This is a genomic window from Pseudomonas sp. UM16 (assembly GCF_050312595.1).
Lineage (GTDB): Bacteria > Pseudomonadota > Gammaproteobacteria > Pseudomonadales > Pseudomonadaceae > Aquipseudomonas.
In genome coordinates this window covers 432,313-446,165 of record NZ_JBNPJT010000001.1, presented here as the reverse complement: position 1 = coordinate 446,165, position 13,853 = coordinate 432,313, and the positions used below count along the sequence as shown (strand labels likewise).

The 13,853-nt window shown below is 60.0% G+C and carries 14 protein-coding genes; 8 read left to right on the top strand and 6 right to left on the bottom strand.

Annotated features, from left to right (window positions below):
• Positions 1 to 171: 171 nt before the first annotated feature.
• Together ACQRAX_RS02080 and ACQRAX_RS02075 are read right to left on the bottom strand one after the other, a co-directional pair.
• Positions 172 to 1,512, bottom strand: coding sequence for an ATP-binding protein (locus ACQRAX_RS02080; RefSeq protein WP_412037416.1), 1,341 nt, complete (start codon positions 1,510 to 1,512; stop codon positions 172 to 174).
• A complete protein-coding gene (locus ACQRAX_RS02075) occupies positions 1,509 to 2,219 on the bottom strand; it encodes a response regulator (protein WP_412037417.1) in 711 nt (236 codons plus the stop codon). Before ACQRAX_RS02075 ends, ACQRAX_RS02080 begins: the two co-directional genes overlap by 4 nt.
• A 167-nt stretch (positions 2,220 to 2,386) precedes the next feature.
• Between ACQRAX_RS02075 and ACQRAX_RS02070 the strand changes: the two genes are divergently transcribed.
• Complete coding sequence (locus ACQRAX_RS02070) at positions 2,387 to 2,710, top strand: hypothetical protein (RefSeq protein ID WP_412037418.1); 324 nt, start codon at positions 2,387 to 2,389, stop codon at positions 2,708 to 2,710.
• The gene (locus ACQRAX_RS02065; RefSeq protein WP_412037419.1) at positions 2,703 to 3,410 is read left to right on the top strand and encodes a DUF3313 domain-containing protein; all 708 of its coding nucleotides are present in this window, start codon (positions 2,703 to 2,705) and stop codon (positions 3,408 to 3,410) included. The genes ACQRAX_RS02070 and ACQRAX_RS02065 overlap by 8 nt, the downstream gene beginning before the upstream one ends.
• Here the strand turns inward: ACQRAX_RS02065 and ACQRAX_RS02060 are convergent.
• Together ACQRAX_RS02060 and ACQRAX_RS02055 are read right to left on the bottom strand one after the other, a co-directional pair.
• Entirely contained in the window at positions 3,382 to 5,211 is a 1,830-nt protein-coding gene (locus tag ACQRAX_RS02060; RefSeq protein ID WP_412037420.1) for an SLC13 family permease, read from the bottom strand. The two genes, ACQRAX_RS02065 and ACQRAX_RS02060, sit on opposite strands and share 29 nt — an antisense overlap.
• Positions 5,212 to 5,297: 86 nt before the next feature.
• Positions 5,298 to 5,951 (bottom strand): SOS response-associated peptidase, encoded by a 654-nt coding sequence (locus tag ACQRAX_RS02055; protein WP_412037421.1) that lies wholly within the window; start codon positions 5,949 to 5,951, stop codon positions 5,298 to 5,300.
• A gap of 111 nt (positions 5,952 to 6,062) precedes the next feature.
• Here ACQRAX_RS02055 and ACQRAX_RS02050 point away from each other — a divergent pair, with 111 nt between their 5' ends.
• The 4 genes from ACQRAX_RS02050 to ACQRAX_RS02035 are packed head-to-tail and all read left to right on the top strand — an operon-like array spanning position 6,063 to position 8,900.
• Positions 6,063 to 7,253, top strand: a complete 1,191-nt coding sequence (locus tag ACQRAX_RS02050; RefSeq protein ID WP_412037422.1) for an NAD(P)/FAD-dependent oxidoreductase — start codon at positions 6,063 to 6,065, stop codon at positions 7,251 to 7,253.
• 26 nt (positions 7,254 to 7,279) lie between these two features.
• Positions 7,280 to 7,645, top strand: coding sequence for a DUF1641 domain-containing protein (locus tag ACQRAX_RS02045; protein ID WP_412037423.1), 366 nt, complete (start codon positions 7,280 to 7,282; stop codon positions 7,643 to 7,645).
• Positions 7,646 to 7,667: 22 nt separating this feature from the next.
• Complete coding sequence (locus ACQRAX_RS02040; RefSeq protein WP_412037424.1) at positions 7,668 to 8,489, top strand: methyltransferase domain-containing protein; 822 nt, start codon at positions 7,668 to 7,670, stop codon at positions 8,487 to 8,489.
• 60 nt (positions 8,490 to 8,549) lie between these two features.
• Positions 8,550 to 8,900: a hypothetical protein gene (locus tag ACQRAX_RS02035; protein ID WP_412037425.1), complete on the top strand. Its 351-nt coding sequence runs from the start codon at positions 8,550 to 8,552 to the stop codon at positions 8,898 to 8,900.
• Between the two features lie 3 nt (positions 8,901 to 8,903).
• On the opposite strand, the gene ACQRAX_RS02030 is transcribed toward ACQRAX_RS02035, so the two are convergent.
• A complete protein-coding gene (locus ACQRAX_RS02030; RefSeq protein WP_412037426.1) occupies positions 8,904 to 9,602 on the bottom strand; it encodes a YoaK family protein in 699 nt (232 codons plus the stop codon).
• A gap of 30 nt (positions 9,603 to 9,632) precedes the next feature.
• Positions 9,633 to 10,715: a PAS domain S-box protein gene (locus ACQRAX_RS02025; protein ID WP_412037427.1), complete on the bottom strand. Its 1,083-nt coding sequence runs from the start codon at positions 10,713 to 10,715 to the stop codon at positions 9,633 to 9,635.
• Between the two features lie 229 nt (positions 10,716 to 10,944).
• Here ACQRAX_RS02025 and tssI point away from each other — a divergent pair, with 229 nt between their 5' ends.
• Entirely contained in the window at positions 10,945 to 12,963 is a 2,019-nt protein-coding gene (gene tssI / locus ACQRAX_RS02020) for a type VI secretion system tip protein VgrG (RefSeq protein WP_412037428.1), read from the top strand.
• Positions 12,956 to 13,828 (top strand): DUF4123 domain-containing protein, encoded by an 873-nt coding sequence (locus ACQRAX_RS02015; protein WP_412037429.1) that lies wholly within the window; start codon positions 12,956 to 12,958, stop codon positions 13,826 to 13,828. Before tssI ends, ACQRAX_RS02015 begins: the two co-directional genes overlap by 8 nt.
• Positions 13,829 to 13,853: the final 25 nt, after the last annotated feature.

Sequence of the window (13,853 nt, the reverse complement as noted above, 5' to 3'; positions counted from 1 at the left end):
TTTATGCGGTTCAACGGATTGGCGGGGTTGTGATTGAGGTGCTGGTCGACGAGCTGACCCAACAAAGAAGCAAAAAAAGGCCCACACGAGGTGGGCCAAAAACGACGTTCTGAAGGGAAGAGGCCCTACTATGCGGGGCAGCCGTTAACTGGGCATTAACGGCAATTGCAATCAGTCATTGACCCGCGGCAATTCGATACACGCCAGTAAACCGCCACTGGGCAAATTGCGCAGGGTCAACTCGCCACCTTGTTCGCGAATCGCCGTGCGTGCCGACGGCAAGCCCAGGCCGACGCCACCGGTGTCACGGTTACGCGAGCTTTCCAGGCGAAAGAACGGCACAAACACTTCTTCCAGGGCCGTGTCCGGAATCCCCGGGCCTTGGTCACGCACTTCGATGAACAGGCTGTGAGCGTTACTGCTCAGGCGTACGGCCGGGGAGTGGGCGTACTTGACGGCATTGTCTATCAGGTTTGTTACCGCGCGTTTTAAGCCCAGCGGCCGGCCGAGGTACACAAGGTTCACCGGCCCTGCAAAGTCCACAGCAATCTGTTGGTCGCGGTAGTCGTCGACCAGGGTTTGCAGGAGCTCGGCCAAGTCGAAGGGGGTGGTGGTCTCCAGACGGGTTTCATCGCGAAAGAAGTTCAGCGCGGAATTGATCATGCTCTGCATTTCATCGACATCACGAAACAGCTTTTGCTGTTGTTCGGCATCTTCGATGAACTCCCCGCGCAGGCGCATACGTGTCAGCGGCGCACGCAAATCGTGGGAAATAGCCGCCAGCATTTGCGTGCGCTCGGCAATGAAGTGCTGGATCTGCGCCTGCATGGTGTTGAACGCGGTGATCGCCTGGCGCAGTTCATGGGGGCCTTCGAGACGGATCGGCGGCGCGCGCAGGTCGCTGCCAAAACGTCGGGCAGCACGGGCGAAACGCTGCAGTGGGCCAGCCAGTTGCCGGGTGCCGATCCAGGCTACCAATAACGCGGCGATCAACGCCAGGACGCCAATGATGGTAAAACGCATGCCTGAACTCAGGCCCCAGCTGCGGTAGGGCGGGGTGAAGTCCAGCCAACTGCCATCGGCCAGTTGCATCACCAGTTTGTAATGCGCATCGGCGCTGTCCTTGGGCCAGTCATCCGGCTGAAATCCCTCCATGCGTAGCGGTGGATTGGCCAATAGCTGGCGCAATTCCGGCACCGTTTCGACATCAATCGGTTGCCCGCGGCCCGGCAGGCTCAGGCTGTCGCGCCGTGCGCTCCAAGACACCTGCAACAACGGATTGCTCGCCGCCTGGGCCAGCGCCTCGCGCTGCGTCACCGGGGCGGCTTCAAGCACGCGGGTGGTGACGGCGATCTGTTCGAGCAGGCCGGTCTGGCTCAACGGCGGGCGCGCCCAGACCCCAGCCAGTTGCACGAACAGAATGTTCAGCGCCACCGAGATCAGCATCGCAGCAATGATCGTCAGGGCGATGCGTCGACTAATGCCATCGCGGCGCAGGTTCAGGTGGATCATGTGCGGCTGACCTTGGCGTCGAACAGGTAGCCGCCGTTGCGTACGGTCCGGATAAGCGCCGGGCGCTTGCTGTCTGGTTCGATCTTGCGCCGCAGGCGGCTGACTTGCACATCAATGCTGCGGTCATAGGCCTCATGCCCCTGGCCACGGGCCAGGTCAATCAGTTGCTCGCGGGTGAGGATCCGTTGCGGGTGCTCCAGAAACACCAGCAGCAAGTCAAACTCCCCCGCCGATAACGGCACCATCACCCCCTGTGGGGTGCGCAGTTCACGGCGGGTAACATCCAGCTGCCAATCGTCGAAGCGGATTACCGGGCGGGTTTCTTCGCCCAGGCTGCGCACCTGTTCGCCAGCGCGACGTTGCACCGCCCGCAGACGGGCAAGCAGCTCGCGGGCATCAAAGGGCTTGCCCAGATAATCATCGGCGCCCAGTTCCAGGCCGACGATGCGATCGCTCAACTCGTCCATGGCGGTGAGCATGATGATCGGGATACCGGTGCTGCTGCGCAGTTTCTGACACAGGCTTAGGCCACTTTCGCCGGGCAACATCAGGTCGAGAATGATGATGTCCGGGCGCTGCTGTTCGATGGCCGCCCACATCGCCGTGCCATTGGCCGCCAGGTCGACCTCGTAGCCATGCATGACAAAGAACTTCTTCAGCAGGGCACATATTTCCACGTCGTCATCGACGATCAGCAGTCTGCTCACGTTGGGGGTCCAGTGGGGGGCGTGAAAAGTGTGTATCTAAAACCATTCTGCGCTGCCGGTCATATATTTCAATCACGTAATAATCCTGCAAGTGCGACACAAAGCGGACATCTGCCAGCAAAAGCCCTGGGGCATCCTCAGTGCAGTCCAAACCAAGGGAATTCTTCATGCCGGCACAACCTCCAATAGACGGCCTCGACTGCAGCCAATCCCTGACCCTCGATCTGCGCACCCAGGATCTGTGGCGCAATTCTTTGCTCAGCTATCAGGATTCGCGTCTGGAGCTGTGCAGCGACGCCACCCATATGATCTTGAGCCACTACTTCGAGCGTTTCAGCCCCAACAACAGTCAGTGGATGGAATACAGCTACAAAATACCACTGACCGAACTGGTGCATTGGATCATGGCCAATGGTCAACTGAGCGTTGACCGTTCCGGCAGTGCCCCGAGGGCTGTGCGCCAGCAGAGCGGGAGTAGCCGTCATGCGTAAGCAACTCTTTGCACCGGCGCTGTGCCTGTCGTTGTTGATGGTTGGCTGTAGCCAGAACCGGGTATCGCCGAAAGAATATTCCGGCTTCTTGCGCAACTACGATCAGTTGAGCGAGCAGAAAACCGCCTCGGGCGATTCGGTGCTGCGTTGGGTTAGCCCCAAGCTGAACATGGACCGCTACACCCAGGTATACATTGCCCCGAGCCAGTTCTACCCAACGCCCAAGGCCAGCGCGCAGATTCCGGCATCGACCCTGACGGCGGTGACCACCTATTACGATGCAGCACTCAAGCGTGAGCTGAGTAAAGTGCTCAACCTGGTCGAACAGCCCGGCCCGAACACCCTGATCATCCGCCCGGCTATTACCTCGGTAGCCGCTCACACCCAGTCACTGCACTTCTATGAGTACCTGCCGGTGACGCTGGTGGCTGCTGGCGTCAGCACCGCGGTCGGCATCCGCGACCTGGACAGCGTGATCGCCACCGAAGCGGCCTTCCTCGATGGCGGCAGCCGCACCGTGGTCGCCGAGGTGGTACGCAAGGGCACCGGCTTGCCGTTGGAAAACGACGAGCAAGTGATGACCGCCGAGAACCTCAAGCTGGTGCTTGATGGCTGGGCCCAGGACTGGCGCGTCGCCGCCGATAACCTCAAGCAACATAAGATCAGCGCCGTTACAGGGCAAATATCCACGGCACCATGAACACGCTGACCACCATCACCAGCAAGGTGAACGGTACGCCGATTTTGACGAAGTCGGCAAAGCGGTACTGACCCGGACCGAGCACCAGGGTGTTGACCGGTGACGAGACCGGCGTCATGAACGCCGCAGAAGCCGCCAGCGCAACAATCATGGCGAAGGGGTAGGGCGAAGCGCCCAGCTGTTCAGCGGTACTGATTGCCACCGGGGCCATCAGTACCGCAGTGGCAGTGTTGGAAATGAACAGGCCGATGATTGCGGTGATGGCGAACAGGCAAGCGAGGATCATGTACGGCCCGGCATCGCCGAGCAGCTGTACCAGGCCATTCACCGCCAGGCCGATGCCGCCGGTTTTCTGCAAGGCCAGGGCAAACGGCAGCATGCCAACGATCAGCACCAGGCTCTGCCAGTGGATCGCACGGTAGGCGCTGTTCATGTCGATGCAGCGCCCGGCGCCCATCAGCAGGCAGGCGATCAGCGCCGCGATGACGTTGGGCACCACACCGCTGATCATCAGGCCGACCATTACCGCCAGGCTGATCAATGCATAGGGGGCCTGGTTCAGGGCCGGAGCAACGTTGTCGACTTCGGCCGGCAGGCTCAACACCAGAAAGTCCTTGGGCTGCGCTTGCAACTGGCGCACAGCCTTCCACGGCCCGATCACCAACAGGGTGTCGCCGAGCTTGAGCTTTTCCTCCACCAACTGCTCTTCAATCGCGTTCTGGCCGCGGCGCAAGCCGACCACGTTAAGGCCCCAACGGTTGCGGAAATTGAGGTCCAGGACACTCTTGCCGATCAACTGCGAGCCGGGCACCACCGCCACTTCGGCCATGCCCACAGCGTGGGACTGATCGATGAAGTAAGCTGCCTTGAAATGCAGCGGTTCGAGTTTCATGGTCTGGCACAGGCTGCGCAGGTCGTCCCGCGGGGCGAACATATCGAGCAGCAACACGTCACCTTCATGCACCGTGGTGCTGGAGTCGGGGCTGATCACCCGGGTGGTGAACTTGTGCTGACGCTCGATACCCACGACGTTGGCACCATGCACCGTGCGCAACTTCAGCTCACTCAAACTATGGCCGATCAAGGGCGAACCGGGGCGCACCCGCAGGCGTCGTTCACGACCGGCGAGTTTGTAGTCGATGATCAGGTCGAGCAAGGTTCGGCGGGTTTGCGCGGTACCGTCTTTGCGCACTTCACCACTGAGCCAGTGGCGGGTCAGGAGCATGTAGCCGATGCCCAGCACCAGGATCACCAGGCCAAACGGGGTAAAACTGAAAAAGCTGAAACCGGCTTCACCGTGGCGCACCAATTCACTGTGCACCACCACGTTGGGCGGTGTGGCGACCAGGCTGAGCATGCCGCTGATCAACCCGGCGAAGCTCAATGGCATCATCAGACGGCTGGGTGAAACTTTCATGCGCGCAGCAATACTCAGCACCACCGGAATGAAAATGGCCACCACCCCGGTAGAACTCATCACCGACCCCAGCCCGGCGACGCAGACCATCAACAGCACCAGCAAACGCACTTCGCTGTTGCCGGCGCGATCAGCCATCCATTCGCCAATGCGGTAGGCAATCCCGGTGCGCACCAGGCCTTCACCGATCACAAACAGCGCGGCAATCAGCACCACGTTGGGGTCACTGAAACCGGCCAAGGCTTCCTGAACGCTGAGAATGCCGGTCAGCGGCAGCGCAACAATCACCAGCAACGCGACCACATCCATGCGTGGCCGGTTGACGATAAACAGGGCCACGCAGGTAAACAGCAGGCCAAGGACCAAGAGTAACTCGTCGTTCATGCCATCTTCCTGATATCTGAAGGCGCAGAGTCTGGCAGAAAGCGTATTGCCGTTTGTTGATTTATTGCAGGGCTAGTGCCCCCCGATCAACGTAGCGGTCGCAACAACTCACTGCCCTGGTTGCGCACATTGCCCACCGCCTTATCGACCCGATACCAACTGAACGCCTCTGATGGCTCACTCAGATTAAGCAGCATCTGCTCGGCCTGAGCCTTGTCGCCGTCGGAGTTCAACCAGGCCCTGGCCAGGGCGGGTGAGAACACCAGCGGTCGCCGATCATGGACATCGACCATGCCGCCGATACTGTCAGCGGTAATGATGACAAACCCATCGTCGTCGCCCGCACCCCATTGACCAATACCGGCACAGAACACCGGCAGGCCGTCACGGCGATGAATGTAGTAGGGCTGTTTTTTTGCTTCGCCTTCGTCGACCCATTCAAACCAGCCATCGACCGGTACGATCAATCGATGCCCCCAGACCGCCCGAAAAAACGCCGAGTGCGCGACTTTCTCCAGCCGTGCATTGATCGGCGCGGCACGGTCGCGGGCCCACTGTGGGCGCCAACCCCAACGCAACCAGTGGACCCGCTGCGGGGTGAAGACTGCGACATTGCTGCTCGGGGCGACGTTGTAATGGGCCAAGGGCTGATCGCCGATTTCGTTGGCCCAGGCGCCGGGCATGCTCAGGGCGTCGACGAAGTCGTGAATGCCGTGGTACTGGCTCAGTCTTCCACACATGCGCTTGCCCCGCGATCAGGGTTATAGCAAAGGGTTATTGGCTTATCGTCGAAACTTTCCTTAACTATAGCCATCGACGTTGTAAGATTTTGTTCGCAGGGACGCGAGATCATGGCAAAACATATTCTCATCGTAGGCGGTGGTGTTGGCGGCACCATGCTCGCCAATCAGCTGGTCAGCAAACTCTATCCAGAGCTTCTGCGCGATCAGGTACGCATCACCTTGCTGTCCAATTCCCCTGATCACTACTACAAGCCTGCCTTCATGTACGTGGCGTTCGACCTGTTTTTTCAGGAAGAGTTGAAACGCCCTGAACGCTCGTTGCTACGTCCGGAAGTTGATTTTCAGGTGCAGGAAGTCACCCGCTTCGATTTCGCTGGGCAAACCTTGCACACTCGTTCCGGTCGGCACTTTGGCTATGATTTTCTGGTGATCGCCACCGGTTGTGTGCCGGCTCCTGAACGCATCGAGGGGTTGGCGCAGGGTGGTGATCACTTTTACCAATACGAGCCGGCGCGGCAATTGGCCCGGCGCCTGGCCAGTATCGAGAAGGGACGAATCTTCATCACCGTGTCCTTTCCGCAGACCCCCAATGTGCCGCATCAGTGCGGTATTGCGCCAGTGGAAACCACGTTGATGCTCGACGACTACCTGCGTCGGCGTGGGGTGCGTGACAAGGTCGAGATCATCTACACCTACCCAAGCACCGCACAGCTGCTGCGCAACTGCCTGTTTTTGCAGCGGCCCACGGGTGAGATTCTGCCGAGCATCTTTGCCCAGAAGAACATCAAGTTTCAGCGCGGCTTTACCCTCGGCAGAGTCGACCCTGAGCAGCGTATCGCCTACTCGGAAGAAGGCGATGCACAGCTCTACGACATCCTCATGGCCACGCCGCCGATCCGTGCGGTGGATGCGGTGCTGGAAAGTGGTGCGTCGCAGGCGCCGAATAATGAAGGCTGGCTGCCGACCAATCATGAGACCTTGCAGGTGTATGGTCTGCAAGGGGTATACGTGATCGGTGACACGGTCGATCTGCCGGTCAGCAAGGCCGGCGGGGCCTGCCACAATCAGGCACCGGTGATTGCCGACAACATCGCCGGCGAGATTCGCTTGGGCAGGACCGTGGCGGTGTATGACGGCAAGGTCCAGGCGGCCGCGCAAATGGGCCTGAACGCCGGCATGCCATTGACCTATGACTACCGTCACGATGTGCTGCCGACTCCGCCAACCAAGCTGGGTGGCCTACTCAGAAATGGATTCAACCGTGGCCTGTATTGGGCCGTAGCCCGCGGCATGCTGTGACCCGACCCCGGGAGGAGCAAGTACACATGGAAGTGACTGATACGCCCGCCGTACAGGGCGAGAATCCGGGCCTTGAGGCCTTGCTGAACAAGCTGCAACCGCTGCTCGATGGCGGTCGTCTGGACAACCTGGTCGACCTGGCGTCGCTACTGTCCGACCTGGTCGATTTGCTCGATGCGGCGATGGTCGAGAAGCTCGCGGTGCAGTTCGAGCAAGCCACCGCGCTGTCCTGGAACCTTGGCAATGCCATCCGCCTGGCCAAGGCGCAGACTGGCAAGGAAAGCGAGCCCCCCAGTTTATATGGCCTGCTGTCGCTGCTGCGAGAGCCACAAACCCGTCGTGGCATGGCCCTGGTGCTCAGGGTATTGAATGCCCTTGGACGTCAGGACTGACTGTTTGCAAAGGACTGCAATCATGCTTGGTAAACCCCGCATCAGTGCGCCTGGCGGCAGCAGCGCCTGGGACCCTAAGAGCTACCTGCAATTTGCCCGGCTGCGCGAACGGCCGGTGCTCGAACTGCTTGAACATTTGCCGGAGCAATCACCTGAATGCATCTATGACCTGGGCTGTGGCACAGGCATCGCCACGCGGCTGCTGGCCGAGCGCTGGCCACGGGCTGAGCTGTTCGGTATCGACAGCTCGGTGGAGATGCTTGAGCAAGCCCTGGCATTGCCGATCAAGGTTAACTGGCTGAATGTCGATGTCAGCCAGTGGCAGGCGCAGAAGCCGGCCAACCTGCTATTTGCCGCTGCGGTGCTGCACTTTATCGAGGACCATGAACGCTTGCTGCCGCGCTTGCTGGCGCAACTGCAAGCGGGCGGTTGCCTGGCCGTGCACATGCCCAACTGGAGTGATGCCCCCTGGTATCAGTTGATGCTGCGCGCTTTGAGTGAGCCCGGTCCTAATGGTCAGCCTCTGGGCACCTTGGCGCTGCGCAAGTTCATGGCCTCACGCAATGTGCTGTCACTGGACAGCTATTACCGTCTGCTGGCGCCACTGACCCGTGAGCTGGATATCTGGGAAACCGAGCACTTGCAGGTGGTTGAAGGCGACTCGCCGATCTTCGATTGGGTCAAGGTTTCGGCCCTGCGCCCTGTACTTAGCGCCCTGGACGATGGCGAGCGGCAAGCCTTTCTCGACAAGTACCTGAAGCTGCTGCATAACCACTACCCGCCGGAGGACGACGGTCGCACCCTGTTTCCATTCAAGCGCATCTTTATCATCGCCACCGTGTGAGGCGCGGGTGTTGGCGGCCGGGCAATGATACAGTCGGCTTTTTTCCGACGAGGGTGTGTCATGCGGGTAGTAATGGCGATGGTTGCTGCAGCACTGTTGGTCGGGTGTGCTTCTTCGGCAATGGAAGCAGCACGCACCAAGGCGCCGACCAAGCGTTTCACCTCGAGCAAACCGGCTGACAGAGTTGCCCAGTGCATCCAGTTCGGCTGGCAGGACGAAGCAGTGTTTGGCGTCGATGCCAGTGGCTACCTGGAACCAGGCAAGCAGGGTGGTTTTACGGTCTACACCCGTGAGGCGGAGTCCTTCGCAGATATCCAGCCGCAAGGCGCAAACAGCGCCGTCAGCTACTACGCGCAAAAGGACGACAGCGTCGCCCTGCGCCGCATGGCCGCGTTGGCCACCTGCCTATAACGGCTAGCGGGGCATGTAGCCCAGCTGCCAGCGCCGGGGGATCTTCAACGAGATCAACCCCAGCGCGGCAGCGAGCAAGGCGCTGAACAGCAGCGCGGCCAGATCGAAGGCCTGTTCCAGCAGCACCCCGATAATCGCGCCAACGAACATCCCGGTCCAGGGAATCAGTTGCACCCGCCAACCGTGTCGACGTTCACCCAGCAACGCCCGGCCAAGCCCGCGGCCAAATCGCGACAGTGCGCCAGTGACGTAGGTCAGGCCGATCGGCATGCCGTTCACTTCTTCGACCACCGCATTGATCATGCCCATGGCGATGACCGCAGCAACCAAAGCGGGCAATTGCCAGGCTGCTGGCAGCAATCCGGCCAGTGCCAGTAGGGCGGCAATGAGAGACAGCAGCGGCCACGGTCGACGCCCGCTAAGGCGGGCAATCACTACACCCAGGGCATTGCCGAGCACAAAGGCCAGTAGTACCAGGCCGATGCGCAACACCAACCCGACGTCACCTTCCCCCAGCGACACCGCCAGGCGTGTGGTATTGCCGCTCATGAACGAGACGAAATCCCCAGTGGCCATAAAGCCGATGGCATCGGTCATTCCGGCCAACACCGACAAGGCAGCGACAAAATACAAGCCAACCTTGCCGCGCAACTGGGCTACCCGCAACGACCGGGCTGATAGAAAGGAAGAACCTGGCAGCATCCAATACGCTCCCGATCAACGAGGGGTGACTCAGGCCTTTTGCGCCAATCTGGCTTCGAGCCCGGCGATGTGCGCTTCAAGGCGCTCATGTTTGCAACGTTCGGCCGCGATGTCTTCGAACACACTGATCAGGTGTTCCGGCTCACCGTCGTCGCGGCGTTGCAGCGAGGTGCGCGCGCGTACCCAGATGTAGTGGCCATCCTTGTGACGCACGCGCTTTTCCACCTCATAGCGATTGATCTCACCCGCCAGCATGCGCTGCAGCAGTTGCAGGTTAGCGGGCAGATCGTCGGGGTGGGTCAGTTGCTGGAAGGTCATGCCGTAGAGTGCTTCGGCGCGATAACCGAGCAGGTCGCACAGGCTGCGGTTGACCCGCTGCCAGGTGCCGTCGGGATCAATATAGGCGAGGGCCCCCCAAGCCAGTTCGAAGATCGTGCGAAAGCGCTCTTCACTGTTGCGCAGTTCGGCTTCGGCAACCATGCGTTCGGTGTTGTCCATACTGATGCCGACCATCTTCACCGAGCGGCCTACGCTGTCGCGTACCACCGTGGCGCGGGAAGAAATCCAGCGTTGCTTGCCGTCGGGGCGGGTAATGCGGAAATCACATTCGCAGCCGGTGCCCTCAGCAACCGCCTGGGCGTACAGCTGCTGCATGTGGCTGATGTCTTCTTCGGGCAGGTGCGCCCAGAAATCTTCGTTGCGCGTGACCGGCCAGCCGTATACCTGCTCGACGTTGGGCGAGTAGGTGACCTCATCGCTGATCAGGTTCCATTCCCAGGTGACGATGCGCGCGCCTTCCTGGGCCAGCTTCATGCGTGTTTCGCTTTCCATGATCTCGGCGGTGTAGCGACGGCGCAGGTCGGTCATTGGCAGCTCGACCACCTGATGCTGCTGGACGTTCTCCAGCGCCTCTTCGCCATAGCGCAGCCAGATCCAGTTGACCTTGAGAAAGTCGGCCAGCTTGCGCAGGTTGTCATAGTCGATTTCGCCGCCACGGGTCCATTTGTGCACCGCCGTGCGCGAGATGCCCAAGGCCGTGCCCACGGCTTGCAGGGTCAGCTTGTGATGTTCGAGCAGTTCCTTGAGGCGGAAGGCGAAACTGTTTTCCAACATGGGGCAGGTGTCCTGATCGGGGCCAAGAGCCTGCCAGTATACCTAAGCTGTAAACTTTTGGTTAACGGTAAGGCCAGCCAATTGAAGGCCAGAAGAGGCAGGTGCAGTTTGGGAAGCGTCTGACATCAATTTATTGCCGTGCTTGGTAACTTTTCCGGGTGTGTACGCCAGCTCAAGCAGGAGGGGCTTGGGTATCGCGTTATTTCCTCACCCGTTTAAGGACAAACGTATGTTCGCGTCGGCCCATAGCGTGCAGTTCGAGTTACTGATCCCCACGGTTCGCAACGATTTCAAAGTACTGGCGTTTGACGGTAGTGAAACCCTCAGTTGCCTGTATGCAATCAAGGTTGAACTGGTCAGCGAATACCCTGACTTCGATCTGGAAAGTCTGCTTGGTCAACCGGCGTTCCTGCGCTTTGGCCTGCAGGGCGAAGGCATTCACGGGCATATCGAAGATGTCCTGGTCGGCGAACCTGGCAGACGCCTGACCCGCTATCAGCTGACCCTGGTGCCCGCGCTGCATTATTTGCAGTTCAGCCATAACCAGCGGATTTTCCAGCAGCTGACAGTGCCGCAGATCGTTGCCCAGGTGCTCAAGGGTCATGGGATTCAGGCCGATGCCTTTGTTTTTCATGTCCGCACCAGCCCTGAGCGCGAATACTGCACTCAATATTTTGAAAACGACTACGAGCTGATCCAGAGGCTATGTAGTGAGGACGGGATTGCCTGGCATCACCAACACAGCCCGGATGGCCACGTACTGGTGTTCACCGACGATCAAACCTTTTTCCCCAAGCTCGGCGCCACGCCGTATCAGCAAGGCAGTGGCCTGGTGGCCGAGCACCCGGTCATCAGCCAGTTCTCCCGGCGCTTCAGCACCCGTACCAGCACGGTCACGCACCGCGGCTATGACTTCCAGCGGCCAAGCCTGCTGCTGGAAAGCCAGTTCACCGCCGAGTTCAGCCCACGGCTTGAGGACTACCGCTACCCGTTGTCGGTGGACACCGAGAAACTCGCCACGCAACGCGCCCGCCAAGCCCTGGAGCGGCACCGCTGTGACTACCAGTTGGCCGAAGGCCAAAGCGACCAGCCGTTTCTGCGCAGTGGCCACTTCGTCGAACTGACCGAGCACCCGCGTAAAGACTGCAACGACTTGTGGCTCTTGCTCAGCGTCACCCATGAAGGCAAGCAGCCGCAGGTGCTTGAGGAGTCAGTCAGCAGCGACAGCCAACCCGAAGACGGCTTCAGCCAAGGCTATCGCAACAGCTTCAGCGCCATCCCCTGGGACGTGTTCTATCGGCCGCCGCTGGTCACCCGCAACGCTGCGCTGGTCAGCCAGACGGCGCGGGTCACCGGGCCTGAAGGCGAGGAAATTTATTGCGATGAATATGGCCGGGTCAAAGTCGAATTTCACTGGGACCGTGCCGAGCTCAACAGCGACAAGAGCAGTTGCTGGTTACGGGTAGCGTCGACCTGGGCTGGCGAGGGTTTTGGCGCAGTAACCCTCCCACGCATCGGTATGGAAGTGCTGGTGACCTACCTGGAGGGTAACCCCGACCAGCCGTTGATTACCGGTTGTGTGCCCAACAAGCACACATCGCTGCCCTATCCGTTGCCCGCGAACAAAACCAAAACCGTACTGCGCAGCCGCAGCACGCCAGACAGCGGTGGCTACAACGAACTGTCAATTGAAGATCGCAAAGGCCAGGAGTTGATTTACCTGCGCGCCCAGCGCGACCTGGAGCAGAAGATCGAGAATGACAGCCGGTTGGAAGTCGGTAACGAGCGCCGGGAAACCATCAAGGGCAACAGCATCGTGGTGCTGGAGGCTGAAGAGCAGCGCACGGTGAGCGCTGACCGAAAAGTTGAGCTCAAAGCCAACGACTATTTGCACATTGCCGACAGCAGCCATACCCGCATCGGACAAACGCTGGCGATTGAAGCGGGCCAGCAAGTGCACCTCAAAGCAGGCGTGCAGGTGATCCTCGATGCTGGCGCCAGCATCACCTTGAAAGGTGGCGGCCAGCATATCGTCATCGGTCCCGGCGGCATTTTCAGCAGTAGCGAAATTCAAATCGGTGGGGCACCGGTAGCCGGCGTTGCGGCCAAACAAGCGCTGCCAACTGAGCTGGCGGCGCTTCAAGCGCCTTTGCTACCCCAGACGCAGCGCGTGGCCTTGATGGACAAAAAGCCGATCTGTGCGGTGTGCGAAGCGGCGAAACAACAAGCGGAGCAAGCCGATGCGTGAGTTCCCGCCACTGCCGCAGGATTTGCCCTGGATGACACCTGCTTACTTGCTGCTGGACGGCGTCAGCATGCCGGATCTTCTGCAACGGCTGCACCATTGGGGCAATCCACCCTACAGCCTGTACCTGAACACACGCTGGCATGAACTATCAGACATCTCACCCTGTTTGGTCGCGCTCAATGGTCGCGATGACCCACTGCTGGCCCATTTTCAGGAACACGCCGCCCTCGAGTGGGGGTATTTGCTGTTCAGCAATACCGATGTTCATCGGCTCTGTGAGCATTGGCGCCATTTGCTCAGTGTTGAACAGGCACAAGGCGTGGAGGTGATGCCACGGATTGCCGACCCGGCAGTGATGCATCAACTGTTCGGTCTCGCGGTGCAAGACCGCAGTGCCCGCTGGTTTGGCCCTGTCACGCATGTTTGCTTGCCGGATGGTGTGGACGCCACCTGGCGGCAACACGCGCGAACACCGCAGGCCAGTGCTGAGCCGGCGTCCTATCGATTGAGCGATCAGGAACTCACCGCATTGGGGGGCGTCGAGTTTCGCCACGCCGTCTCCAGTTTGTGTGAGCACCTGCAACGGCACTTCCCGAGTTTCATGGCGACTTTTACACCGCCTGAGCGTCGTCAGTATGTGCACAAACTCGTGGGCGACGCTTATCAACAAGGCTTTGCCAGTCCACAGGAAATCACCCTGTACGTGAATGTTTTCGGTTATCTGGCCGGGCAGCCTCTGGCTGACCACCCAGATATCGTTCAACTGCTGGCGGAATCGACGCCGGATACCCCATTGACCCGTGTGCGGTGTGCTGCCGAACTGGCCGAACGCCGGGCCGCTGAACGACAAGGACGCCTGCTGTGACTGTCCAACAACCCCCCAAGATCAG

Coding starts and splice junctions, on each gene's coding strand:
- ACQRAX_RS02030 (WP_412037426.1), bottom strand. CDS start 9,602: ATGCTGCCAGGTTCTTCCTTTCTATCAGCCCGGTCGTTGCGGGTAGCC.
- ACQRAX_RS02070 (WP_412037418.1), top strand. CDS start 2,387: ATGCCGGCACAACCTCCAATAGACGGCCTCGACTGCAGCCAATCCCTG.
- tssI (WP_412037428.1), top strand. CDS start 10,945: ATGTTCGCGTCGGCCCATAGCGTGCAGTTCGAGTTACTGATCCCCACG.
- ACQRAX_RS02050 (WP_412037422.1), top strand. CDS start 6,063: ATGGCAAAACATATTCTCATCGTAGGCGGTGGTGTTGGCGGCACCATG.
- ACQRAX_RS02015 (WP_412037429.1), top strand. CDS start 12,956: ATGCGTGAGTTCCCGCCACTGCCGCAGGATTTGCCCTGGATGACACCT.
- ACQRAX_RS02035 (WP_412037425.1), top strand. CDS start 8,550: ATGCGGGTAGTAATGGCGATGGTTGCTGCAGCACTGTTGGTCGGGTGT.
- ACQRAX_RS02055 (WP_412037421.1), bottom strand. CDS start 5,951: ATGTGTGGAAGACTGAGCCAGTACCACGGCATTCACGACTTCGTCGAC.
- ACQRAX_RS02025 (WP_412037427.1), bottom strand. CDS start 10,715: ATGTTGGAAAACAGTTTCGCCTTCCGCCTCAAGGAACTGCTCGAACAT.
- ACQRAX_RS02065 (WP_412037419.1), top strand. CDS start 2,703: ATGCGTAAGCAACTCTTTGCACCGGCGCTGTGCCTGTCGTTGTTGATG.
- ACQRAX_RS02080 (WP_412037416.1), bottom strand. CDS start 1,512: ATGATCCACCTGAACCTGCGCCGCGATGGCATTAGTCGACGCATCGCC.
- ACQRAX_RS02045 (WP_412037423.1), top strand. CDS start 7,280: ATGGAAGTGACTGATACGCCCGCCGTACAGGGCGAGAATCCGGGCCTT.
- ACQRAX_RS02060 (WP_412037420.1), bottom strand. CDS start 5,211: ATGAACGACGAGTTACTCTTGGTCCTTGGCCTGCTGTTTACCTGCGTG.
- ACQRAX_RS02040 (WP_412037424.1), top strand. CDS start 7,668: ATGCTTGGTAAACCCCGCATCAGTGCGCCTGGCGGCAGCAGCGCCTGG.